General features: G+C 71.0%; 21 protein-coding genes and 1 riboswitch. Of the genes, 5 read left to right on the top strand and 16 right to left on the bottom strand.

All coding sequences use genetic code 11. From position 1 onward, the window contains the following. Nucleotides 1-315 precede the first annotated feature (315 nt). The gene (locus tag ACWCQK_RS12100) at nucleotides 316-2,112 is read left to right on the top strand and encodes an AMP-dependent synthetase/ligase (RefSeq protein WP_451154682.1); all 1,797 of its coding nucleotides are present in this window, start codon (nucleotides 316-318) and stop codon (nucleotides 2,110-2,112) included. Between the two features lie 49 nt (nucleotides 2,113-2,161). Here ACWCQK_RS12100 and ACWCQK_RS12095 read toward each other — a convergent pair whose 3' ends face one another. Continuing rightward, nucleotides 2,162-3,799 carry a GMC oxidoreductase gene (locus ACWCQK_RS12095; RefSeq protein ID WP_451154680.1) on the bottom strand — a complete coding sequence of 546 codons (1,638 nt, stop codon included), beginning with the start codon at nucleotides 3,797-3,799 and terminating at the stop codon, nucleotides 2,162-2,164. Between the two features lie 44 nt (nucleotides 3,800-3,843). Continuing rightward, nucleotides 3,844-4,986, bottom strand: a complete 1,143-nt coding sequence (locus tag ACWCQK_RS12090) for a glycosyltransferase family 4 protein (RefSeq protein WP_451154678.1) — start codon at nucleotides 4,984-4,986, stop codon at nucleotides 3,844-3,846. Between the two features lie 136 nt (nucleotides 4,987-5,122). Between ACWCQK_RS12090 and ACWCQK_RS12085 the strand changes: the two genes are divergently transcribed. Next, nucleotides 5,123-6,388 (top strand): glycosyltransferase 87 family protein, encoded by a 1,266-nt coding sequence (locus ACWCQK_RS12085; RefSeq protein ID WP_451154676.1) that lies wholly within the window; start codon nucleotides 5,123-5,125, stop codon nucleotides 6,386-6,388. Nucleotides 6,389-7,112: 724 nt separating this feature from the next. Here ACWCQK_RS12085 and ACWCQK_RS12080 read toward each other — a convergent pair. The 5 genes from ACWCQK_RS12080 to ACWCQK_RS12060 form a co-directional block, all read right to left on the bottom strand. Beyond that, a complete protein-coding gene (locus ACWCQK_RS12080; protein ID WP_451154674.1) occupies nucleotides 7,113-8,303 on the bottom strand; it encodes a hypothetical protein in 1,191 nt (396 codons plus the stop codon). 29 nt (nucleotides 8,304-8,332) lie between these two features. Then, nucleotides 8,333-9,343 carry an NlpC/P60 family protein gene (locus tag ACWCQK_RS12075; RefSeq protein WP_451154672.1) on the bottom strand — a complete coding sequence of 337 codons (1,011 nt, stop codon included), beginning with the start codon at nucleotides 9,341-9,343 and terminating at the stop codon, nucleotides 8,333-8,335. A gap of 286 nt (nucleotides 9,344-9,629) precedes the next feature. After that, on the bottom strand, nucleotides 9,630-10,664 hold the full coding sequence (locus tag ACWCQK_RS12070; protein ID WP_451154670.1) for an NlpC/P60 family protein: 1,035 nt from the start codon (nucleotides 10,662-10,664) through the stop codon (nucleotides 9,630-9,632). Nucleotides 10,665-10,874: 210 nt separating this feature from the next. Continuing rightward, on the bottom strand, nucleotides 10,875-12,218 hold the full coding sequence (locus ACWCQK_RS12065; RefSeq protein WP_451154668.1) for an NYN domain-containing protein: 1,344 nt from the start codon (nucleotides 12,216-12,218) through the stop codon (nucleotides 10,875-10,877). A gap of 37 nt (nucleotides 12,219-12,255) precedes the next feature. Then, the gene (locus tag ACWCQK_RS12060) at nucleotides 12,256-12,495 is read right to left on the bottom strand and encodes a hypothetical protein (RefSeq protein WP_353696287.1); all 240 of its coding nucleotides are present in this window, start codon (nucleotides 12,493-12,495) and stop codon (nucleotides 12,256-12,258) included. Between the two features lie 159 nt (nucleotides 12,496-12,654). Between ACWCQK_RS12060 and ACWCQK_RS12055 the strand changes: the two genes are divergently transcribed. Both ACWCQK_RS12055 and ACWCQK_RS12050 read left to right on the top strand, forming a co-directional pair. Next, nucleotides 12,655-13,389: a rhomboid family intramembrane serine protease gene (locus ACWCQK_RS12055; RefSeq protein WP_451154666.1), complete on the top strand. Its 735-nt coding sequence runs from the start codon at nucleotides 12,655-12,657 to the stop codon at nucleotides 13,387-13,389. Next, nucleotides 13,386-13,667: an Lrp/AsnC family transcriptional regulator gene (locus ACWCQK_RS12050; RefSeq protein ID WP_019062383.1), complete on the top strand. Its 282-nt coding sequence runs from the start codon at nucleotides 13,386-13,388 to the stop codon at nucleotides 13,665-13,667. The genes ACWCQK_RS12055 and ACWCQK_RS12050 overlap by 4 nt, the downstream gene beginning before the upstream one ends. Nucleotides 13,668-13,691: 24 nt before the next feature. On the opposite strand, the gene ACWCQK_RS12045 is transcribed toward ACWCQK_RS12050, so the two are convergent. From ACWCQK_RS12045 to ctaE, 6 genes are all read right to left on the bottom strand, one after another. After that, the gene (locus ACWCQK_RS12045) at nucleotides 13,692-15,053 is read right to left on the bottom strand and encodes an aminotransferase class V-fold PLP-dependent enzyme (RefSeq protein ID WP_451154663.1); all 1,362 of its coding nucleotides are present in this window, start codon (nucleotides 15,051-15,053) and stop codon (nucleotides 13,692-13,694) included. A 180-nt stretch (nucleotides 15,054-15,233) separates the two neighbouring features. Next, nucleotides 15,234-15,350, bottom strand: a riboswitch (SAM riboswitch). Between the two features lie 137 nt (nucleotides 15,351-15,487). Continuing rightward, nucleotides 15,488-16,552, bottom strand: a complete 1,065-nt coding sequence (gene trpD / locus ACWCQK_RS12040; RefSeq protein WP_451154661.1) for an anthranilate phosphoribosyltransferase — start codon at nucleotides 16,550-16,552, stop codon at nucleotides 15,488-15,490. Between the two features lie 143 nt (nucleotides 16,553-16,695). Continuing rightward, nucleotides 16,696-18,342: a cytochrome bc1 complex cytochrome b subunit gene (gene qcrB / locus ACWCQK_RS12035; protein ID WP_451154659.1), complete on the bottom strand. Its 1,647-nt coding sequence runs from the start codon at nucleotides 18,340-18,342 to the stop codon at nucleotides 16,696-16,698. Next, on the bottom strand, nucleotides 18,339-19,397 hold the full coding sequence (qcrA, locus tag ACWCQK_RS12030) for a cytochrome bc1 complex Rieske iron-sulfur subunit (protein ID WP_451154657.1): 1,059 nt from the start codon (nucleotides 19,395-19,397) through the stop codon (nucleotides 18,339-18,341). Before qcrA ends, qcrB begins: the two co-directional genes overlap by 4 nt. Further along, the gene (qcrC, locus tag ACWCQK_RS12025; RefSeq protein ID WP_451154655.1) at nucleotides 19,394-20,206 is read right to left on the bottom strand and encodes a cytochrome bc1 complex diheme cytochrome c subunit; all 813 of its coding nucleotides are present in this window, start codon (nucleotides 20,204-20,206) and stop codon (nucleotides 19,394-19,396) included. The genes qcrA and qcrC overlap by 4 nt, the downstream gene beginning before the upstream one ends. 64 nt (nucleotides 20,207-20,270) lie before the next feature. Beyond that, entirely contained in the window at nucleotides 20,271-20,891 is a 621-nt protein-coding gene (gene ctaE / locus ACWCQK_RS12020) for an aa3-type cytochrome oxidase subunit III (RefSeq protein ID WP_385790470.1), read from the bottom strand. Nucleotides 20,892-21,067: 176 nt separating this feature from the next. On the opposite strand from ctaE, the gene ACWCQK_RS12015 reads away from it, so the two are divergent. Continuing rightward, the gene (locus ACWCQK_RS12015) at nucleotides 21,068-21,469 is read left to right on the top strand and encodes a hypothetical protein (protein ID WP_451154653.1); all 402 of its coding nucleotides are present in this window, start codon (nucleotides 21,068-21,070) and stop codon (nucleotides 21,467-21,469) included. Nucleotides 21,470-21,529: 60 nt separating this feature from the next. Here the strand turns inward: ACWCQK_RS12015 and ACWCQK_RS12010 are convergent, their stop codons facing one another. The 3 genes from ACWCQK_RS12010 to ACWCQK_RS12000 all read right to left on the bottom strand — a co-directional run. Further along, on the bottom strand, nucleotides 21,530-22,792 hold the full coding sequence (locus ACWCQK_RS12010; RefSeq protein ID WP_451154651.1) for an Ig-like domain-containing protein: 1,263 nt from the start codon (nucleotides 22,790-22,792) through the stop codon (nucleotides 21,530-21,532). 133 nt (nucleotides 22,793-22,925) lie between these two features. Continuing rightward, nucleotides 22,926-23,324, bottom strand: coding sequence for a cytochrome c oxidase subunit 4 (locus ACWCQK_RS12005; RefSeq protein ID WP_451154649.1), 399 nt, complete (start codon nucleotides 23,322-23,324; stop codon nucleotides 22,926-22,928). Beyond that, a partial coding sequence (locus tag ACWCQK_RS12000; RefSeq protein ID WP_385790841.1) for a cbb3-type cytochrome c oxidase subunit I occupies nucleotides 23,321-23,776 on the bottom strand: 456 nt, incomplete at its 5' end. The genes ACWCQK_RS12000 and ACWCQK_RS12005, both read right to left, overlap by 4 nt.

Below are 23,776 nucleotides of genomic sequence, written 5' to 3'. Positions count from 1 at the left end.
GTCGATCAAGGGTAGGCGTGTGCGGCATATGTGAACAGTGGCGGCGGGACCTGCGGTTACTGGCTAGTCAGTTAGCGCGTGGACTACTGTGCGGCAAGGAACAACCCATCTGTGTGACGCAGCGAACATCTCGCCGGGACCCCCTGTCGAAGAAGCCATACCGGCGGGTAACGTCCGGGCAGTCCAGTCGTACTCAGGAATTCAACCAGTGGGCCCCCACCCCACCGGCGGCACCCGGGTACCTGCCCGAGCCTTGGACCGCACCGTCGCATCACACAACGTCGTGGCGCCGGCGCCCTATGAGGAGCAGCAGTCTTGCGCGAGTTCAGCCTTCCGGCTTTGTACGAGGTCCCTGCGGACGGCAATCTCACCGACATCGTCCGGAGAAACGCCGCGCAGCATCCTGACGTCGCCGTCATCGCCCGCAAGGTCGGCGGCAGCTGGCAGGACGTCTCGGCCACCGTCTTCCAGGCCGAGGTGCGCGCCGCGGCCAAGGGCCTCATCGCCTCCGGTGTGCAGCCGGGCGACCGGGTCGCCCTGATGTCCCGCACCCGCTACGAGTGGACGCTGCTCGACTTCGCGATCTGGAGCGCCGGCGCGGTCACCGTGCCGGTGTACGAGACCAGCTCGCCGGAGCAGGTGCAGTGGATCCTGTCCGACTCGGGCGCCACCGCCTGCGTGGTGGAGCTCGACAGTCACGCGGCGGCGGTCGAGTCGGTGCGCGACCGGCTGCCCGGGCTGAAGCACATCTGGCAGATCGAGGCCGACGGGGTGGCGGAGCTCGGACGGGCCGGGCAGGACGTCTCCGACGCGACCGTCGACGAGCGCAGCTCGCACGCCCGGGCCGACGACCCGGCGACCATCGTCTACACCTCCGGCACGACGGGCCGGCCCAAGGGTTGCGTGCTGACCCACCGCAGCTTCTTCGCCGAGTGCGGCAACATCGTGGAGCGGCTGCGCCCGCTGTTCCGCACCGGTGAGTGCTCGGTGCTGCTCTTCCTGCCGCTCGCGCACGTCTTCGGACGGCTCGTCGAGATCGCGCCGATGATGGCGCCGATCAAGCTGGGCTGCGTCCCGGACATCAAGAACCTCACCGACGAGCTGGCCGCCTTCCGTCCGACGCTGATCCTCGGCGTCCCGCGGGTCTTCGAGAAGGTCTACAACTCGGCGCGCGCCAAGGCGCAGGCGGACGGCAAGGGCAAGATCTTCGACAAGGCGGCGGACACCGCGATCGCGTACAGCAGGGCGCTGGACACGCCGTCCGGCCCGTCGCTCGGCCTGAAGATCAAGTACAAGACCTTCGACAAGCTCGTCTACAGCAAGCTGCGCGCGGTCCTCGGCGGCCGGGGCGAGTACGCGATCTCCGGCGGCGCCCCGCTGGGCGAGCGGCTGGGTCACTTCTTCCGCGGTATCGGCTTCTCGGTCCTGGAGGGCTACGGCCTGACCGAGTCCTGTGCCGCCACCGCGTTCAACCCCTGGGACCGGCAGAAGATCGGCACGGTCGGCCAGCCGCTGCCCGGCTCGGTGGTGCGGATCGCGGACGACGGCGAGGTGCTGCTGCACGGCGAGCACCTGTTCAAGGGCTACTGGAACAACGAGGCCGCGACCGCGGAGGCGCTGGCCGACGGCTGGTTCCACACCGGTGACATCGGCACCCTGGACGAGGACGGCTACCTCAGGATCACCGGCCGCAAGAAGGAGATCATCGTCACCGCGGGCGGCAAGAACGTCGCCCCGGCCGTGATCGAGGACCGGATCCGCGCGCACGCGCTGGTCGCGGAGTGCATGGTGGTGGGCGACGGGCGCCCGTTCGTGGGCGCGCTGGTCACCATCGACGACGAGTTCCTGGACCGCTGGGCGGCCGACCACGGCAAGCCGGCGGGCTCCACCGCGGCGTCACTGCGCGACGACCCGGACCTGCTCGCGGCGGTCCAGTCGGCGGTCGACGACGGCAACGCCGCGGTGTCGAAGGCGGAATCGGTGCGGAAGTTCCGCATTCTGGCCTCCCAGTTCTCGGAGGAGTCGGGCCACCTCACGCCGTCCCTGAAGCTCAAGCGCAATGTGGTGGCGAAGGACTACGCGGACGAGATCGAGGCGATCTACGCGAAGTAAGCGATCTACGCGAAGTAGCCGCCGTCCGCCGGGGCGTTCCGGCCGGGCGTCATGGCGCGGTGTCCTCGGCGAGGACCCGCGCCATCGTGCGTTCGGCGAGCGCGGTGATGGTGACGAACGGGTTCACCCCGATCGAACCGGGCACGAGCGAGCCGTCGGTGATGTAGAGCCGGGAGTACCCCTTGACCCGGCCGTAGCCGTCGGTCGCCTTCCCCAGGACGCAGCCGCCCAGCGGGTGGTAGGTGAAGTCGTCCGCGAAGACCTTGCTGCCCGAGCCGAACAGGTCGTAGCGGTAGATCGTGAGATTGGCCGCGTTGATCCGGTCGAAGAGCTTCTTGGCCATCGCGACCGACACGGCGCTCTGGGCGGCGCTCCAGCCGAGTTTCACCGCGCCGGACGTGGAGTCGTACGAGAACGACGCCCGTTCGGGGTTCTTGGTGATCGCCAGGTACAGGCTGATCCAGTGCTCGAACCCCATGGGCAGCGGGGCGATCTCGGCGAAGACCGGGTTGGCGGTGTTGGCCCAGTCGTCGATGCCCATGACGGGCATGGTCGACTGGTTGGCGCCGACGGTGTCCCAGATGTGGTTGGCGCGCCCGACCATGGTGTTGCCGTTGGTGCCCCAGCCCGCGCCCACCCCGGAGGTCAGCTCGGGCAGGGTGCCGGTGTCCCGGGCGCGCACGAGGAGTTCGGTGGTGCCGATGCTGCCGCCGCCCAGGAAGAGGTACGTGCAGCTGTACTGCTTGGTCTCCACGACCCTGCCGGCGAGGTCGATGCGGTCGGCGGTCAGGACGTACGACCCGTCGCTCGCGCGGGTCACCGACCGGACCTTCTCCAGGGTGTGGACGGTGACGTTGCCGGTGCCGAGGGCGGCGGCCAGGTAGGTCTTGTCGAGGCTGCGCTTGCCCTGGTTGTTGCCGTAGATGACCTCGCCGGCCAGCGCGGACTTCGGGGCCGTGCCCGCGGCCTCGCGCTGCATGTGGCCGAAGTCGTAGACGTTCGGCACGAAGGTGGTCCTCAGGCCGGCGTTGGCGGCGGCCTTGCGGGAGGTGCGGGTGAACTTGTACCACTCGGTGCCCTCGAACCAGGCGGGGTCGACGGTGTTGACGCCGAGCATGGAGCGGGCGCGCGGGAAGTAGGTGCCGTACATCTCGTCCGCGTCCACGGTCGGGAACTGCTCGGCGAAGTAGGACCTCAGCGGGGTCACCGCCATCCCGCCGTTGACCAGGGAGCCGCCGCCGACGCCCCGGCCGACGTACACGGACATGTTGTCGTAGTGGACGCGGTCGAGGACTCCGGGGTAGGCGCTGATGTCCTTGTTGACGAGGTCGAGCCACAGGAAGGTGGCGAGCGGGGCCTCGGTGCGGGTGCGGAACCACATCGAGCGCTGGTCGGGGGCGCTGGTGGAGCAGAACACCTTGCCGTCGCCGCCGGCGGTGTTCCAGAGGCGTCCCATCTCCAGGACGAGGGTGCGGATACCGGCCTGGCCGAGGCGCAGGGCCGCGACGGCCCCGCCGTAGCCGGAACCGACGACGATGGCGGGGGCGTTGTCCACGGCGGCCGGTTCGGCGGCCCGCGCGGACTGCAGACCGATACGGGTGAGACCGGCCGCGGCGGCGGTCTGGAGGGCCATCATGCCCAGGATGTGACGTCTCGTCAGCTGACGCTGCATCAGTTTTGCTGTCATGGACGCAGCATCGGCGGATTATTTCCCTCCGCCTAGGGCTTCCGCTACAGCAACGCCCGCAGCTTCTCCGCCAGCAGGTCCCAGCGCCACTTCTCCTCGACCCACCGCCGGCCCCGCTCCCCCATCCGGCGGCGCAGTGCGGCGTCCCCGAGCAGCGTGACGATCCGGTCGGCGGCCTCGTCCGCGAAGCCGCCCCGCACGACCCAGCCCGTCTCACCGTCGAGCACGGCGTCGGGCGCGCCGCCCGAGTCCCCGGCCACCACGGGCAGCCCGGTCGCGGACGCCTCCAGGTAGACGATGCCGAGGCCCTCCACGTCCAGCCCGCCCCGCCGGGTCCGGCACGGCATGGCGAAGACGTCCCCGGCGCCGTAGTGCGCGGGCAGCTCCGCCCAGGGCACGGCGCCCGTGAAGCGCACGGAGCCGGACACCCCGGTCTCCCGGGCGAGCCGGCGCAGATCCTTCTCGTACGGCCCGCCCCCGACGATCAGCAGCACCGCGTCCGGCTCGGCCGCCAGGATCCGGGGCATGGCCAGGATGAGCGTGTCCTGCCCCTTGCGCGGCACCAGCCGGGACACGCACACGACCACCGGGCGGTCCGAGAGCCCGAGCCGGGCCCGCACCTCGGCACCGCCCGACCCGGGGTGGAAGGTCTTCTCGTCGACGCCCGGCGGCAGCTGCGCCATCCGCCCCGCCGCCTGCGCCCCGAGCGCGGGCGCGATCCGCGCGCGCGTGTACTCGCCGAGGTAGGTGACGGTGTCCGTGGACTCCCCGATCCGGCGCAGCAGCTGCCGGGCGGCGGGCAGCTGGGCCCAGCCGGCCTCGTGGCCGTGGGTGGTCGCCACCAGCCGCTCGGCGCCCGCCCGGCGCAGCGCCGGCGCCATCAGCCCGAGCGGCGCCGCCGCGCCGAACCACACCGACGTGCACCCGTGCTCACGCAGCAGCCCGACCGCCCGCCGGGTCGCCCCCGGCGTCGGCAGCAGCATCGTCGTACGGTCCCGTACGACCGTGAAGGGCTGCTCGGCGTCGAAGGCGGCCGTCGCCCCGACGCCCTCCGCGCTCCGCTTCCAGGTGGAGGCGTAGACGACCACCCGCTCGGGGTCGAGCCGCAGCGCCATGTTGTGCAGGAACGCCTGGATGCCGCCGGGGCGGGGCGGGAAGTCGTTCGTCACGATGAGGGTCTTGTCCATCGACGCCGACCCTACCCAACGCGTCCGCGCGCCCGTCCGCGGCCGTCCACGGCCGTCCACGGCCATGCTTCATGGCCCCCGCACAGCGCGCCGGGTCATCATGGGCTCTCGGCACGGCGGACGGACAGGGGCTCAGGTGGAGACTGCGGGCGCGGGACGGTCCCCGGCGTGGCTGCCGGGCGCGGGACGGTCCCCGGCGTTGCTGTTCGGCACGTGGGCGGCGACCAGGCTGCCGCTCCTGCTGTGCGTGCTGAAGGTGTTCGTCTTCCCCGGCCCCGACGTCACCAGCGACGTGTCGGTGATCTACCAGGGCTGGTACGAGGTGCTGCGCCACGGCTCCTTCCCGCTCGACGACGTCACCTGGCAGTACCCGCCCGCCGCGGCGCTGGCCGTCCTCTCCCCGGCCCTCCTGCCCTTCCTCGACTACGCGACCGCGTTCTTCGTCCTCGCCTTCCTGGCCGACCTGGCCGTCCTGCTGTTGCTCCGGTACGCCGGTCCACGCCCCGGCGGGTCCGTGCGCGGCGCCTGGACCTGGGTGGCGGGCGCGGCGCTGCTCGGGCCGACGCTCTACGCCCGCTACGACGTGATGGTCACCGCGGTGGCGGTGGCCGCGCTGCTCGCGGGCGCCCGGCATCCACGGGCGATGGGAGCCCTCGCCGGCTTCGGGGCGCTGCTGAAGGTGTGGCCCGCGCTGCTGCTGGTGGGGGCCGTGCGCCGCCGGGCGTGGGGCACGGCGGCGATGACCGTGGGCGTGGTGGCCGCGCTGTTCGCCCTGGCGACTCCGGGCGCCTTCGCGTTCCTGACCGCCCAGCGCGACCGCGGTACCGAGGTGGAGTCGCTGGGCGCGCTGGTCTTCCATGTGGCCCGGCGCTTCGGCTGGCGGGGCGAGGTGCTGCTCAACTACGGCTCGGTGGAGTTCCTCGGCCCGTACGTGGACGTCGTCAGCACCGCCGCCCTGGCCCTGACCGGCGCAGCCTTCGGCTGGCTGCTGCTGTGGCGCCTGACGGCCACCCGTTTCCCGCCCCACACACTCGCCGACGCGGCCTTCGTGGCGGTGCTGATGTTCACCGTCACCAGCCGGGTGATCAGCCCGCAGTACCTCGTGTGGCTCGTCGGGACCGCGGCGGTCTGCCTGTGCCACCGCGGCAGCCGGATGGGGGCGCCCGCCGCGCTGGTGGTCGCGGCGGCGTTCGCGACGGTGCTGGAGTTCCCCGTCTGGTTCGGGCACGTCGTCGCCAGTGACCCGCTGGGCGTCACCCTGCTCGTCGTCCGCGACGGCCTCCTGGTGGCCGCCACGCTCACCGCGGCCGTGCGGCTGTGGCGCTCGACGGTGCCCCGCGGCCCCGCGACGGTCTTCCCGACCCAGCCGGCCCGCGCCGAGCAGGCCCCGGTCTCCTCCTGAGACCGCAGGGCGTCCGCGCCATCAGCACCGCCGCGCTGCACGGCCATGGCGGGGACCGGCGCCAGGCAGTTGCCGGACAGGCCGAGGCCGGGCAGGCAGAGCACCAGACAGGCAGTTGCCGGACAGGCAGAGGCCAGCCAGGCAGAGGCCGGACAGCCCGGCGGCCGGCGCGAGCTGTACGACGTGCCGAGCACGGTCACCCGGAGCAGCACCGGCGCTCCCCTTCCGCCCTGGAAGACCCCGCCGCCGAGCACGATGAAGCAGGCCATCAGCGGCGGACAGAGCCCGACGCGGCCGGGAACGGCGCGCCAGCGTGGCCGATCGCGGCCCCGGCACCGAGGACGGCCCCGATCCAGGACGCGGCGAGCCCGAGCGGGCCCGCCGCCGCGAAGCCCCCCGTCCCGGAAGACGCGCACGGCCCACCAGACGATGGCCCACCCCCGGGCGGTACCGGCGCTCCCCCGCCGCCCTGGAAGACCCCGCCGAGCCCGACCGCCGCCGCGAAGCCCCCCGTCCCGCAGACGAGCACGGCCCGCCGGGCAGAGGCCCGCCCCCGGCGCCTGGAGTTCCTGCGGACACCCGCGCGCTGCTTCCGTCGCGACGGCGGGCCCGTCCGGGCGGAGCAGGCGGCGGGCCTGTTCCGGGAGGGCGTGCCGCGGGTGCCGGGCGACGGGCGCGGCGGAGCCCGTCCGGCTCGCGGAGGCCGTCGCCCATCTGGCGGGGCTCAGCCGAACTGCGCCCGCAGTGAGTCCCGCCACTGGGCGGTGAACCGCTCCGGCGTCGTCCCGAGCACTTTCTTCATCGCGTCCTCGACCGCTCCGTCCCGCGTCCGGTGCGTGCCCACGGCCCGGTAGAACTCGCCCAGCCGGACCTCGCCCCAGTGGTCGGCGATCAGCCGGCAGGCCAGCCAGCCGCCCTCGTAGGCCCGCGCCAGCCGGGTCGAGTCCCCGGTGAAGCCGAAGTCCTTGTCGGCCGGCAGCGCCGCCGGGACCCGCCCGTCGGCGACGGCTCCCGCGAGCTCCGGCGCGACCTCGGACGCGCCGCGCCCGCTGCCGCGGTAGCCGACCCAGTCGGCATACCCCTCGGACAGCCACAGCGGGGTGGCCGCGTCGGTGTGGGCACGGGTGGCGACATGCGTGGTCTCGTGGGTCAGCACGACCTGCCGGCCGAGCGAGCCCAGCGTGGCGTACGCGTCGGGATTCACGATGATCCGGTCCGCGGGCGCCCGGGCCGATCCGCCGGTCTCGCCCGTGGTGACCGCCGCGATCCCGCGGTAGGAGGAGGCGGGTGAGGCCAGCAGCCCGGCCATCCCCTCCAGCGACTTCGGTACGAGCACCACGACGTGCCCGCTCCAGTCCGCGCCCCACGCCTGCGAGACCTCCGGCACGGCGCGGTCGGCCAGCTCCGCGAACGAGCGCAGCCGGTCGCCGGACTGGCCGGTCCCCAGCACCAGACTGTGCGTGCCCCGGACGACGCTCACCGCGCCCTGGTCCCACAGCTGCTGCCCGGCCTTCTTCGCGGGCCGCTCGGACGTCACCCGCCACCGCCCCTCGGCGTCGAGGGCGAGCCCCAGGACGCGCGCGGCCGTGACGGGCGCCCGGTCGTACCCGCGGACGCCGTAGCGCAGCTCGGCGTCCGCGGAGGCCGTGCCGCCGCTCGTGTGGACCGCGGTGACCCGGTAGGACCAGGCCGAGAACGGGACCGCCTTCAGGTCCGCGAACCCGGCCGGGGTGCCCGTCGCGCGGTAGGCCGGCTCGTCGTGGCCGAGGACCGCGGCGGCCCGCGCGTCCAGCAGCCGCTGCACCTCGGCCCGCGCGCCGTCGGTCGTGGGCCGCCCGCCGCAGCCCACCAGGGAGACGAGCAGCAGACACAGCACCGCGACCGCGGATCTCGATCCCCGCCTTCGACCAGCCATCTTCCCGATCGTACGGCGCCGCCCGGGCGTCAGACCCGGGTGACCGACGAGATCGGCATCATGCCCACCGGGTCGTACCGCACGGGTGCCCCCGGATAGGGGGCGTGGATCACCTGGCCGTTGCCCACGTACATGCCGACATGGCTGGCGTCGGACCGGTAGACGACCAGGTCCCCGGGCCGGGCCTGGGAGAGCGGGACCTGGTGGCCGGCGAACCGCTGGGCCTGCGAGGTGCGCGGCAGCTGCACCCCGGCCCGCGCGTACGACCACTGCATCAGGCCGGAACAGTCGAAGCCGCCGGGTCCGTTCGCGCCCCAGACGTAGGGACGGCCGAGGGCGGAGCGGGCGGCGGCGACGGCCGACGCGGCTCGCCCGGTGGCCGCGAGGCCGCCGGGTCCGGGCAGGTCCGCGCGGCCGGAGCGGGAGGCCCGGTCGAAGGCGAGGCGCTCCCCGAAGGGCAGCGAGTTGAGCAGCCGCCGCGCCCTGGCGAGCTTGTGCTCCACGGTCCGCTTGTGGCTCGCGACGGCCTTGCGGCTCTGTTCCAGCTCGGTCAGCTTCAGCGTCGCGTCCGCGCGCTCCTGGGAGAGCTCGCGCATCGCCGACTGGAGCTCCCTCAGCTCCCCGGCCTGGTGGGTGGTGATGCGGTCCAGGACGGAGGCCCGGTCGAGGTAGTCGGCCGGGTCGTCGGAGAACAGCAGCGCCAGGGAGGGGTCGAGGCCGCCCGAGCGGTACTGGGCGCCGGCCAGCGAACCGAGCTTCTCCCGCAGGGCGTTGATGCTCTGCTGCTGCCGGGCGATCCGGTCCTGGGCGTCGCCCACCTGGCGGCGCAGGAGATCGGCGCGTTCGTCGGCCAGGTTGAAGGCCTCGGTGGCCTTCTCGGCCTCCTCGTAGAGGCGGTCCACCTCGGCCCGGGTGTCGTCGTGCGGTGCGGCCGTCGCCGGTACGGCTCCGAGCGCGGCGGCGGCGACGGACAGGACACTGAGGGCTGCGCAGGCACCCCGGTCGAACCCGGACGGTGCAAGGCGGCGATGGGACCCCACGGGAAACCGCACTCCTTCCGCTGGCGGACACTGACCGCTCCCCCGGCACGGGGCGCGGACGCCACGGCGGTGTGGGGAAACGCGGCAGACAGTAGCCCCGCCACGGGGCGGCATCCAAAGAGGTCGGTGAGCACACAACGTGACGCCCCGCCGCTGACGCAGGTCATCGGCGGGGCGTGGGGTCAGTTGGCGGTGTCGTAATTCGCCCGATCGGGCGGCGGCCCGACGGCCCGGCCCGACATCGCGGACCAGGAACGGTCCGGGATCGGCTCGGGCCCGACGCGGGTCAGATACGGACGCCGAACTGGAACGGCATGTTGCCGATCGACTCGTAGCGCACGACGGTGCCGGTGCGCGGGGCGTGCAGCACCTGGCCGCCGCCCGCGTACAGGCCGACGTGGTGCTGGTCGCCGTAGAAGATGACCAGGTCGCCGACGCGCAGGTCGCTCTGCGAGTAGATCCGCGTGCCGGCGCTGGCCTGGGCCTGCGAGGTGCGCGGGATGGTGACGCCGGCCTGGGCGTAGGCCCAGGAGGTCAGGCCCGAGCAGTCGTAGGAGGCGGTGCCGGTGGCGCCGTAGACGTACGGCTTGTTGAGCTGGCTCTGCGCGGCCGCGAAGGCGGCGGAGGCGCGGCCGGAGGCGGCGGGGGTGTCGCCCAGGTCCGCGCGCGAGCTGGCGGAGCGGCTGGCGCGGGCGTCGGCGTCCGCGAGGGCCGCCTTCTCCTTGGCCGTCAGCGTGTTGAGGAGCTTCTGCGCCTCGGCCAGCTTGGCCTGGACTTCCTTCTTCTTCTTGCCGAGCTCGGTACGGGTGGAGGCGAGGTCCTTGAGCTTGTCGGAGGCCTCGGTGCGCTCCTGGGCGAGCTCGCGCTGCTTCTCCTGGATCTTCTTCAGCGCCTCGACCTGCTGACCGCTCAGCTGGTCGAGCGTGGAGGCCTTGTCCAGGTAGTCGTCCGGGTCGGCCGACAGGAAGAGCTGGAGGGAGGAGTCGATGGAGCCGGTGCGGTACTGCGCGGCGGCGGCCAGGCCCATGCTGTCGCGCAGGCCGTTGAGGTCCTCCTGGCCGCGGGCGACGCTGTCCTGGATGGTGGAGATCTCCTTCTGGAGCTTCTCCTGCTTCTCCTTGGCCCCGTTGTACTTCTCGGTGGCCTGCTCCGCCTCTTCGTAGAGCTTGTCGACCTTGGACTTGACCTCGTCCTTGTTCAGCTTCTCGCTCGGCGCGGCGTTCGCGGCCTGGGCGCTGAGTACGACGGCGGCTGCGGCTGCGGTGGTCAGCACGGTCACGCGTGCACGACTCGGCTGCTTCGGTCGACGGTGGGACGCCACGGAGACGAGCTCCTTCTTGTGAGTGATCACCCGTACGGAGATTCGAAGGCTGACCCTAGTGATGTTTCTGTGATCAGTTCAAATCCTCCGGCGAAAAATCCCGGTTACGCACCGCATTCTTTACACTCAACTCACATGCAGTGATGCCCGATTGACGCTACGTTGCGTGACGGTTCCGTCAATTCGGGCATTAGGTCAGGATCTTGACCTTCAGGACAGGCGCTTGAGAAGGACCGCGGACGCCACCGGCCGCGCGCCCGCGCGGGCCACTCCGTCGGCCACCTCACGGTCGGTGGAGGCGACGATGACCGGACGGCCGGGCGGCTCGGCGCGCACCAGCTGCCGGATGAGCTCGTCGGCCGTCACACCCGGCTTGGAGAACAGCACCCGCACCCCGCGCGGCGGTGCCAGCAGCACCGGCGCGGCCAGTTCGGCGCCGTCGAAGACACAGGTGACCTCCGCGCCGGTCTGCGCGGCGAGCTGCGAGAGCTGTCCGAGCAGCCGCAGCCGCTGCTTCTCCAGCGGCATCTGCGGATAGCCGGTCTTGGTGACGTTGTAGCCGTCGACCACCAGATGCGCCTGCGGCAGCGCGAGCAACTGGTCGAGGATCGCCGGATCGTCCTCGGACAGCGCGCGGTTGGCGATGTCCTTCGGGGTCATCCGGCCGGGCTCGACCGCGTCCACGGTCTCCGCGGGCCGTACGGACACGGGCGGCAGCGCCAGTTCCCGGCGCAGCCCCTGGGCCGCGTCGAGCACGGTGTCCAGCAGCAGCCGCAGCCGCATGTCCTCGACGCTGCGCCCCTCCCGGGCCGCCCTGCGGCTCGCCTCCAGGGCCGCCTCCACCTCGCCCAGGCGCCCCTTCAGGCGCCGCGACTCGCTCTCGGCGGAGGACACCTGCGCCTGCGTCTCGGCGCGCACGGCCTCGATCTCGGCCTGCACCTTGCGCAGCGCCGCCTCGCCGCGCTTGACGTCGCTGAAGGCCGCGCGCAGCTTGCGGTGAAGCGATTCCGCTTCCCGCTTCGAGGCGTCCAGTTCGGTCCGCAGCCGCTCGGTCTCGGCCCGGGTCTGCTCACGGGAGCGGTCGAGCTCCTCGCGCAGCCGCTCCAGCTCGGCGCGGCTCTCCTCGTCGGCCCGCTCGGCGTCCGCGCGCAGCGCCTCCTCGCCGGCCGCGGTCACCAGCTTCACCCAGCCGGTGGGCCGCAGCACATAGGCCGCGGCCGCCACGTCCAGCGGGTCCGCGGCCGGGGGCGGCGAGCCCGAGTCGAGCGCGCCGCAGAGTTCCGGCTGCGCCTCTCTGAACTTCTCGCCGATCCGCTGCCGGAAGAGGGTGTCCGCCTCCAGCGCCGCGGCCATGGCGTTGCCCGCGAACTTGACCCGACGATTCGGGGCGAAGCGGGCGTACTGCCGTAGCTGGGCGGGCAGTTCCCCGAGGGTCAGCCCGCCGAAGCCGTCCGAGACGATCTGCACGACCCGGCGCCGCACGCCGTCGGGCAGGGGACGGTCGAGCACCTCGGCGGCGCCGTCGCCCGGCCCCCCGCCTGCGCTCTCCACCATCCGTCACACCCCAATACCTGTGCGGGGCCGCTCCCTCTCAGGAGCCGGCGCCCGGCCTGTCCACGAGCTCCACCTGATCCACCGCGTTGCACCAGCGGCAGCGCACCGACTCGATGGTCTCACTGACCACCTCGCGCTCCTCGACGTTCGGCGCACCGGCCAGGTCGAGGTGGACGTACTCCACCACCTTCGACGAACGGGTCACGTCGAAACGCGTGAGGTTGCCGCAGAGGGTGCAGCGCCACCGCGTCGAGGCGGTCGGCAGGGGAACCGTCATCGGGGCTGTTCGCCTTCCTTCTATTGTCCGTGATGCACCGTGCTCTCCCCGGCGCATGTGGCTCGTAACCCTACGGCCTGGCGGGTACTCATCGCCCGTCCCTCCACGGCGGCGAGGCGGTCTGTCTGAGTGCGTCCCGGTACGTCATGCTCTGTAGCCATGATCAGCAACTGGAACGGAACCGCGGTCAGAGCGTTCCGGAAACCGTCGGCGCCCGTGACGTACGGGCTGATCGCCCTGTGCTGCCTGGTCTTCCTGATCGGCCCGGCGTCGGGCTTCAACCCGGGATACGGCACCGGTGACGGGCTGGCGGCTGCCCAGCGAACGTATTTCCGGCACTGGGGCGTGGTCCCGGCCGACCTGTTCCAGAACGCCGCCGGACAGGCCCTGACACCCGTCACGGCCCTGTTCGTGCACGGCAGCTGGGTCCACCTGCTCGGCAACATGCTCTTTCTCTACGTCTTCGGCGCGATGACCGAGGAGCGGATGGGCCGGGTCGAGTTCACCTTGTTCTACGTCGGCTGCGGCTACCTCGCGCTGCTGGGGTACGCGGTGGCCAACGCCGGCTCCGAGCAGTCGCTGGTCGGCGCGTCCGGGGCGATCTCCGCGGTGCTCGGCGCGTTCCTGTTCCTGTTTCCCCGGGCCCGGGTGACCAGTCTCCTGCCGTTCCTGTTCTTCCTGCCGCTGCGCTTCCCGGCGTGGATCGTGCTGCCCTTCTGGGCCGCCCTGCAATGGGTGGCGGCGGGCCGGGCGACCGAGGGGCCCGGCGTGGCCTATCTGGCGCACCTGGTGGGCTTCGGCGCGGGCTTCCTCTACGCGTGGGTGCGATTCGGCCGTACGACTAGAGTGAGGGCCGCCCCAGCCCCGGCCCCCGAGGGAGAGACCCAGCCGTGATCACCGCGATCGTCCTGATCAAGACCAGCGTGGACCGGATCCCCGAGATCGCGGAGTCGATCGCCGCGCTGGAGTCCGTGAGCGAGGTCTTCTCGGTCACCGGCACCTACGACCTGATCGCGATGGTGCGGGTGCGCCAGCACGAGGATCTGGCGGAGGTCATCCCGGGCCGGATCAGCAAGATCCCCGGCGTGGAGGGCACGGACACGCACGTGGCCTTCCGGACGTACTCCCAGCACGACCTGGAGGCGGCGTTCGCGATCGGTCTCGACTCCTGACCACCGCCTCCCGGGACCGCGCGGTCAGGCCGCCGGGACGCAGCGGCCGTCCTCGGTCCGGTACCGCCACTTCGCGCCGTCCCTGACCAGCTCCCGCACCGCGGTCACGAACCGCTCCACGTGCTCGTCCGGCGTCCCCGCGCCGAAGCTCACCCGGATCGCGTTGAGGGACTTCTCGCCCGGCGCGGCCTCGGGGGCACCGCACTCGCCCTGGTCGCCGGGGTCGCCGCCCAGCAGGGTGCGCACCAGCGGGTGGGCGCAGAACAGACCGTCGCGGACGCCGATGCCGTACTCGGCGGAGAGCGCGGCGGCGAAGTGGGAGCTGTTCCAGCCCTCCACGACGAAGGAGATCACGCCCACACGCGGGGCGTCGTCGCCGAAGAGCGACAGGATCCGCACCTCCGGGACCTCGGCGAGGCCCGCCCGGACCGTGTCGATGAGGTGCCGCTCGCGGGCCACGAGGGTGTCGAAGCCGGCCTCGGTGAGGGCCTTGCAGGCGGAGGCGATCGCGTAGGCGCCGATCACGTTGGGCGAGCCCGCCTCGTGCCGGGCGGCGCCCTCGTGCCACTCCACGTCCACTGCCCCGTCCGCGCGCCGGGTCACCCGGCGGCTGGCGCCGCCACCCGCGAGGTACGGCTCGGCCGCGCGCAGCCAGTCGGCACGGCCGGCCAGGACGCCGGAGCCGAACGGGGCGTACAGCTTGTGGCCGGAGAAGGCGACCCAGTCGACGTCGAGGTCACGGACGGACACCGGGTGGTGCGGGGCGAGCTGGGCGGCGTCCAGGACGATGCGGGCGCCGTGCGCGTGGGCCACGGCCGCCAGTTCGCGCACGGGCCACAGCTCCCCGGTGACGTTCGAGGCGCCGGTGACACAGACCAGGGCCGGTCCGTGCGGGTCGCGGCCGGCGAGGGCGCGCTCCAGGCCCGCCACCGCCTGACCCGGGGTGCGGGGGGCGTCGAGGCAGGTGACCCGGGCGTTCTTCCAGGGCAGCAGCGAGGCGTGGTGCTCGGTCTCGAAGACGAAGACCTGGCAGTCGGCGGGCAGCGCGGCCGCCAGCAGGTTCAGGGAGTCGGTGGTCGACCGGGTGAAGACCACCTGGTCGTCGGTCCGGCAGCCGAGGAACTCCGCGACGGTCGCGCGGGCGTTCTCGAAGAGGTCCGTGGAGAGCTGGGAGAGGTAGCCGGCGCCGCGGTGGACGCTGCCGTAGTACGGCGCGTACGCCGCCACGTCGTCCCAGACGCGCTGGAGGGCGGGGGCGCTGGCCGCGTAGTCGAGCGCCGCGTAGGTGACTTCGCCGCCCGTGACCAGCGGGACGGTGACATCCCGCCCCAGAACGGGCATCTGGTGACAAATGGTCTGGTCGGCGGCAGCGGTGGGGACGGACATGGGTACTCCCGTGAGAAGCAAGGCGGAACCACCACGCGAGCCGCGCCGGGCGCGAGCGTGGGGAGGGTGAAAGGGGTACGCGGAGGCGGGGCTCTACGCCCTATCGCATTCGCTTGCTCACGGAAGGCTCCCTCGAGGACCAGGACCCCTGGTGCCGCGCTCGCTCAGGAGCGTTCGAGGGGTCCGCGCTTGCCGTGGACCTCGCTGCCCACGACCTGGTCTTCACCCGGGGCACCCCGCCACGGACGGAGGGTTGCCGGACAGTCGGCCGGGGCCTCATGACTGTCACTCATGACCTGGTTCACCATCCTGCCACACGGTCATCGACGCGCAAGGCGCGGTCCGAATCCTGGACCGCGCCTCGCGTCGCACCGGCCGGGGGTCAGGCGTTGCCGACCGATCGGGGGGTCAGGCGTTGCCGACCGATCGGGGGGTCAGGCGTTGCTGACGGCCACCCAGCGCTCCAGCGTCCGCTTGGCCGCGCCCGAGTCGATCGACTCGGCCGCGGCGGCCATGCCGGCCCGGATCTGCTCGGCCAGCGTCCCGGTGCCGGGCTCCAGCGCCACCAGCGCCGCCGCGGAGTTCAGCAGCACCGCGTCCCGCACCGGGCCCCTCTCGCCGTTCAGCAGCCGGCGCGCCACGTCCGCGTTGAACGACGCGTCGGCACCGCGCAGCGCCTCCACCGGCACCAGCTCGACACCGACATCGCGCGGGTCGAAAGTCTCCTCGGTCACCTTGCCGTCCCGGACGATCCACACCCGGGAGGTGGCCGTCGTGGTGAGCTCGTCGAGACCGTCGTCGCCGCGGAAGACCAGCGAGGAGTTGCCGCGCTCGGCGAAGACGCCGGCGATGATCGGCGCCACCCGCGGATCGGCCACCCCGACCGCCTGGGCCCGTACCTTCGCCGGGTTGGTCAGCGGACCGAGGAAGTTGAACACCGTCCGGATGCCCAACTGCCCGCGCGCCGCCGCCACATGACGCAACGCCGGATGGAACTTCACCGCGAAGCAGAAGGTGATCCCGGCCTCCTCGGCGACCTCCGCCACCCGCTTCGGCGTCAGTTCGAGATTGACCCCGAGCTTCTCCAGCACGTCCGAGGCACCCGACGCCGACGACGCCGCCCGGTTGCCGTGCTTGACGACCTTGGCGCCGGTGCCGGCGATGACGATGGAGGACATCGTGGAGATGTTCACCGTCTTCGCGCCGTCGCCGCCCGTGCCGACGATGTCGACGGTGGCGCCCGGCACGTGGATGACGTTCGCGTGTTCGTACATCGCCTGGACCAGGCCCGTGATCTCCTGGACGGTCTCGCCCTTGGCCCGCAGCGCCACCACGAACCCGGCGATCTGGGCGTCGGTCGCCTCGCCGCGCATGATCCGGTCCATGGCCCAGGCGGTGCTCTCCGCGCTCTGGTCACGGCCCTCCAGCAGACCGTTCAGTACCGCGGGCCAGGAACGGCCCGCCGCGATGTCGCCTCCAGCGGGGGTCACAGCGCTCATCAGCCGCTCCTGGTTCGTAGACGGTTCGCGGACGGTTCGCGGACCCGAAAAAGCTGGTTACACCCTATCCAGCGCCGGGCACCGCGAAGGGCCCCGCCCGGAGACCGGACGGGGCCCTTCTGTGCGCGTGGCGAGCGCAGCGATCAGTGGTGGCCGTGGCCGCTCGTGATCTCCTTGTACTCGTCGACGGTCGGCTTCGGGATCTGGCTGTCCTCGTCGAAGTACGCCTTGCTGAGCTTGGCGCGCAGCTTCTCGGAGCCCGTCACCTTGCGCTCGACACCGTTCTCGTCGACCGCGGGGCCGATCGCGAGCGGCTGGTACTGGTCGTGCGCGGTGATGGTGTGCAGCTGCTCCTGGCTGAGCGGCTCGTGCACCTCGATGAACTCGCCGTGCGGCAGGCGCTTGATGGTGCCGGTCTCGCGACCGTGCAGCACCTTGTCCCGGTCCCGGCGCTGGAGGCCGAGGCAGATCCGCTTGGTGAGGAGGAACGCGATGACCGGTCCGACGAAGAAGAAGATCCGGACGAACCAGGTGATCGAGTTGATCGACAGGTGGAGGTGGGTGGCCCAGAGGTCGTTGCCACCGCCGACCAGCGTGACCATGTAGATCGTGACCCAGGCGACGCCCAGCGCCGTACGGGTCGGCGCGTTGCGCGGGCGGTCCAGGATGTGGTGCTCACGCTTGTCGCCGGTGACCCAGGCCTCGATGAACGGGTAGACCGCCAGCGCGGCGAGCACGACACCGAAGAGGACCAGCGGGACGAACACGCCCAGGACGAGCGTGTGACCCCAGAAGTTGACCTCCCAGCCCGGCATGAAGCGGATGAGACCCTCGGCGAAGCCCATGTACCAGTCGGGCTGGGCGCCGGTGGACACCTGGTCCGGCCGGTAGGGGCCGATGGCCCAGATCGGGTTGATCTGCGCGATGGCCGCGATGACCGCGATGACACCGAAGACCAGGAAGAAGAAGCCTCCGGCCTTGGCCGTGTAGACCGGCAGCAGCGGCATGCCGACGACGTTCTTGTTGCTCTTGCCGGGGCCCGCGAACTGCGTGTGCTTGTGGTAGAAGACCAGGATCAGGTGGCCCACGACCAGGCCGAGCATGATGCCCGGCAGCAGCAGGATGTGGATCGAGTAGAACCGCCCCACGAAGTCGTGGCCCGGGAACTCACCGCCGAAGAGGAAGTACGAGATGTACGTGCCGACGATCGGCGTGGCCAGGATCGCGCCCTCGGTGAAGCGGACACCGGTGCCGGAGAGCAGGTCGTCCGGGAGCGAGTAGCCGGTGAAACCGGTGAACATGCCCAGGACGAACAGCAGGAAGCCGAACAGCCAGTTGATCTCACGCGGCTTGCGGAACGCGCCCGTGAAGAACACGCGCATCATGTGCACGAACATGCCGGCGAGGAAGATCAGCGCCGCCCAGTGGTGGATCTGCCGGATGAGCAGACCACCGCGCACGTCGAAGGAGATGTGCAGGGTGGAGTTGAACGCCTCCGACATCAGCTGTCCCTGGAGCGGGACGTAGCTGCCGTGGTACACCACCTCGTTCATCGACGGGTGGAAGAACAGCGTCAGGTACACACCCGTGAGGATGATGATGATGAAGCTGTAGAGGCAGACCTCACCCAACATGAACGACCAGTGGTCGGGGAAGATCTTGCGCATGTTGGACTTGGCCAGGGAGTAGATCCCGAGCCTGCCGTCGGCCCAGTCGGCGACACGCTCGCCGGCCGGCGCCTTCCCGCGCGAGCGGTCCGACGGGTTCGTGGTGCTGGTCGTAGTGCTCATCCGCGCTCCCAGAATGCAGGACCGACGGGCTCTTCGAAGTCGCCGAGCGCCTCGAGGTAGCCCTCGTCGTTCACGCCGATGCGGAGCTGCGGCAGGGCGTGACCGGCGGGGCCGAAGATCACCCGGGCGCCGTCGGAGAGGTCGAAGGTGGACTGGTGACAGGGGCACAGCACGTGGTGCGTCTGCTGCTCGTACAGCGAGATCGGGCAGCCCACGTGGGTGCAGATCTTGGAGTACGCCACGATGCCCTCGTACGACCACTCGAGCTCGCGCTTGTCCTTGATGTTCTCCGGCTGGAGCCGGACGATCATCAGGGCCGCCTTGGCGATCTCGTTCTGGAACTCCTCGTCGTGCTCCTCCAGGCCCTCGGGCTTGGCGAAGGTGAGCGAGCCCACGGCCACGTCCGAGGCGCGCAGCGGCTCGTTCGTGTTCATGTTGACGAGCAGCTTGCCCTTGGACCACAGGGTGTGGCGGAGCGAGGTCCCGGGCAGCGGGCCGAGGTCGCGCAGCAGCATGACGCCGGAGAGCGGGAACAGGGCCAGCGCGCCGAACATCGTGTTGCGGATCAGCTTGCGACGGCCGAGCGCGGACTCCTGGGCGCCCTGCTTGAAGTCGGCCATGACCTTGGCCCTGACCTCCGGCGGCGCCGCGATCGCGTGCCGCTCGTCGGTGATCTCGACATCGGACATCAGGGTGCGGGCCCAGTGGACCGCACCCGCGCCGATGCTGAACAGCGCCGTGCCCAGGGTCAGGCCGAGGGCGAAGTTCAGCGCGCTGAGGTGGCCGATCGGGAACACGAAGATCGACTTGTCGGACGGGATCGTCACGTACGAGGCGATGAAGCCGGCGGTGGCCAGCATCGACAGCGTGAACAGGAAGGCGACCGCACGCTCGGACCGCTTGGCGGCCCGCTCGTCGATGTCCTGGATCCGGTGCTCGTGGGGCGGCAGCCCCGGGTCGGCGAACGGGTTCTGCTCGTCCGCGACGTCTACGGCACCGTGCGCGTGGTCCTGCACAGCGGGCAGGTTCTCTTCTGGAGTGTCTTGGCTACTCATGACTTCTTGGCCTTTGCGGTCCGAGCGGCGACCCAGACGGCGACCGCGATCAGGGCACCGAGACCGAAGATCCACGCGAACAGACCCTCGCTGACCGGCCCGAGGCCGCCCAGTTCGAGACCGCCGGGGTTATTCGTCTCATCGCTGTTGACCGCGTTCAGGTACGCGATGACGTCCTTCTTGTTCTGCTCCGACATGGTGGTGTCGGGGAACGAAGGCATGTTCTGCGGGCCGGTCTGCATGGCCTCGTAGATGTGCTTGGGGTCCACACCTTCAAGGTCCGGCGCGAACTTGCCCTTGGTCAGGGCACCGCCCTTACCGGTGAAGTTGTGGCACTGCGCGCAGTTGGTGCGGAAGAGTTCGCCACCCTTGGCGATGTCCGCGCCGTCGGGGCCGTACTGCGCCGAGGTGGGGACGTTCGGGCCGGCGCCCAGCGAGGCGATGTACGCCGCGAGCTGGTCGATGTCGGCCTGGCTGTAGATGTTCTTCTTCTTCACCACCTGGGGACCTTCGGAGGTCGCCGCCGGCATACGCCCGGTCGCGACCTGGAAGTCCACGGCCGCTGCGCCCACGCCGACCAGGCTCGGTCCGTCGGAGCTGCCCTGACCGCCGGTGCCGTGGCAGCTGGCGCAGCCGACGGCGTAGAGCTTCTTGCCCTCGTCGATGGCGAGGGACTGGGAGGTTTCATCGGCCTGCGCCTGGCTCGCGGGCGCGAACGCGGCGTACAGCCCCCCAGTGGCCGCCAGCGCGAGGAGTAGGACGACGACCGCCGCCAGCGGATGGCGTCGTCGTGCGGAGAGCTTTTTCACGGATTACCCCGGTGTCAGGATCTTCTGCGTCGATGCTTCTGGAAGGTGCGCGGGACGGGCCCGGCTACTTGATCATGTAGATCGTGGCGAAGAGGCCGATCCAGACGACATCGACGAAGTGCCAGTAGTAGGACACGACGATGGCCGCGGTCGCCTGCTCATGGGTGAACCTCTTGGCCGCGTACGTCCTGCCGAGGACGAACAGGAACGCGATCAGGCCGCCCGTCACGTGCATGCCGTGGAAGCCGGTGGTCAGGTAGAACACCGAGCCGTACGGGTCCGAGGAGAGCGAGAGCCCGTCCTTCTTCACCAGCTCGGTGTACTCGTAGATCTGACCGCCGATGAAGATCGCACCCATGATGAAGGTGATGATGAACCAGCCTCGGAGCTTCTTCACGTCACCGCGCTCGGCGGCGAAGACGCCGAGCTGGCAGGTGAGGGAGGAGAGCACCAGGATCGTGGTGTTCGTCGCCGAGAACGGGAAGTTCAGGGCGGACGCCATTTCCTTCCAGTGGTCGGGACCCGTCACCGATCGCAGGGTGAAGTACATCGCGAAGAGGGCCGCGAAGAACATCAGCTCGGAACTCAACCAGATGATGGTTCCGACGCTGGTGAGGTTCGGTCGGTTGACCGACGGGTGCGCGTGCCCGGTGTCTACTGTCGTTGCTGTCGCCACGACCGACATTATGTCGGTCCCTTATCCCGCCCTCACTCCGGGGGGTGCCGTTCGGAGTGTTCCCAGCGTGTGTAGTGCCCGTATGGCCCATCGAAGCGGTGTTCCAACAGGTGTTGACGGCCTGTTCAAGGGAGTAGCATCCGGCATCGGTTCAGTCCGTACGACGCTGACGTCTCGGAGGAAGCATGCAGCCGACCGCCACGGTGCTGGTCTACAGCGACGATTCCAACACCCGCGAACAGGTGCGGCTCGCGACCGGACGCCGGCCCGCTCCTGACGTACCCCCGGTCGAGTTCCTGGAGTGCGCGACCCAGGCCGCGGTGGAGCGTGAGTTGGCGCAGGGCGGGATCGACGTCTGTGTCCTGGACGGCGAGGCCGTGCCGATGGGCGGCATGGGCCTGTGCCGGCAGCTCAAGGACGAGGTGTTCGCCTGCCCGCCCGTGCTGCTGCTCATCGGGCGGCCGCAGGACGCCTGGCTGGCCACCTGGAGCCGGGCCGACGCGGCGGTGACGCTGCCGGTCGACCCGGTGGAGTTCGCGGGGGCGTTGGCCGCTCTGCTGCGGCAGAAGAGGCTCCTCAGCGCGTGACGGCGCGGGGGCGCGGGCGGCACGTCCGGGTCCGGACGGCCGCCACGCGCCCCCGCGCTGTCAGACCGACGTCGGCCGCAGTCGCGCCGCGTCCGCCGGGCTGGGGCGGTCCGGGGTGCCGCTCATCAGCGCGCTGCCCGTACGCCACTTCGCCCAGGCGAGGTTCCAGTCGCCGAAGCCGTTGCCGAACGTCTCCATCTCGTGGCCGTTCGAGTTGACGACCTGGACTACGTCGCCCTCGTGGACGGTGTTGTAGAACCACTGGGCGTTGCTGGTGCTCATGCCGGTACAGCCGTGACTGACGTTCGCGTAGCCCTGGGAGCCCACGGACCAGGGGGCGGCGTGGACGTACTCGCCGCTCCAGGTGACGCGCGTGGCGTAGTAGACCGGCAGGTCGTAGTTGTCCGAGGAGCCCTCCGCGATCCCGACCGTGGTCCCGCGCATGCGTACGAAGTACTCCTTGCCCAGGACGACCTTGACGCCGTTGCGGGTCTCGAAGCCGGCCTTTCCGGTGGTGACGGGGATCTGGTTGATCTGCGCGCCGTTCTTGTAGACCTTCATCGAGTGGGCCGCGGCGTCCGTGACGGCGATGATGCTGTCGCCCGTGGTGAGCTTCAGGGGCGCGGCCTTGCCGCCCCACAGCCGGTCGGCGACCCTCATGCCCTCCAGGTTGCTGTGCACCTGGACGGTGGCGTGGGCGGGCCAGTAGTCCTTGGGCCGGAAGTGGAGTTCCTTGTCGTTCACCCAGTGCCAGGCGCCCTCCACGGCGGGCGTGGAGTCCACGCGGAGAGCCTGCTCGACGACGGACCGCTGGGCCTTGTCCTTGACCGCCACGCTGAGCTGGGCGGTGACGGGCTGGCCGACGCCGTACTGGCCCGCCTTGGGGCCGAAGGTGACGTCCAGGTTCTTCCTGGCGGCGGGCTGGCCGGTCTCGAAGGTGAGGGTCTTGCGGCCGGGCGCTCCGCCGGAGTCCTCGGTGCTCACCCGCACCGTGTAGCGGGCGTTCGCGGCGAGCGGCTCGGTGCTGTGCCAGCGGCTGCCGTCGGCGGACAGCTCGCCGGCCACGTAGCGACCCGCCGCGTCGACCGCCGTGACGTCCGTCAGACGCCCGTCCGAGCCCTCGGCGGTGATCTCCAGGGGCTTGTCCGGGTCGGCCTTCTTCCGGACGTCGGAGGGGCCGTTGAAGGCGATCTCCTCGGCCGCGTCGTAGGGCCGGGCGGAGAGCGGGTTTCCGTCCGAGCCGCAGGCGGTGACGCCCGCGCAGAGGGCGATCACCAGCAGCGTGCAGCTGACGACGGTGCGGGGGCGGGGTGCGTGGCTCATGGGTCAACGCTAGGAAGCTTCGTCAGCACCGGCTCGTTGGGTAACCCGGAAGAGGGACACGACATGCGGCAAACACAGGAGCCCGGATCCTCCTGACGGAGTATCCGGGCTCCCGGTCGTGCGATGCGCGGTGCTACTGGGTGCGGTTCTCACCGCGGTAGTACTCGAAGACCCAGCCCCACAGGCCCACCAGGATCAGCGGGACGGAGAAGTACAGCAGCCACCAGCCGATCGCAACCCCCAGGAAGGCCAGGGCGCCACCGACGGCGAGCGACAGCGGCTGCCAGCTGTGCGGGCTGAAGAAGCCCAGCTCGCCGGCGTCGTCCGCGACGTCCGCCTCCTTGTTGTCCTGCGCGCCGGCGTCGACCCGACGGGCGGTGAAGCCCAGGTAGAAGCCGATCATGATGCACAGGCCGAAGGCCAGGAAGAGGGCCGTGGTACCGGCCGGCTCCTTCGACCACACGCCATAGACGACCGCCATGGCGAGGACGAAGAAGCTCAGCCACATGAACATCTTGCCCTGGATCTTCACTTGCCGGCCTCCTTGCCGCCCGCGATGGCGCTCGCACCGTGGCCGGCGTGCTCCAGCTCAAGAGCCGCGATCTCAGGGTGGTGCAGGTCGAACGCCGGGGATTCGCTGCGGATCCGCGGCAGGGTGAGGAAGTTGTGCCGCGGCGGCGGGCAGGACGTCGCCCATTCGAGCGAACGGCCGTAGCCCCACGGGTCGTCGACGCCGACCGGCTTGCCGTACTTGGCCGTCTTCCAGACGTTGTAGAAGAACGGCAAGATCGACAGGCCGAGCACGAACGAGCTGATCGTCGAGACCGTGTTCAGGGCGGTGAAGCCGTCGGCCGCCAGGTAGTCGGCGTAACGACGCGGCATGCCCTCGGCGCCCAGCCAGTGCTGGACCAGGAAGGTGCCGTGGAAGCCGATGAACAGCGTCCAGAAGGTGATCTTGCCGAGGCGCTCGTCGAGCATCTTGCC

It is taken from the genome of Streptomyces sp. NPDC002306 (assembly GCF_053593435.1).
Note: the sequence above shows the minus strand (reverse complement) of the source record. Positions and strands in the feature narration are given on the sequence as shown.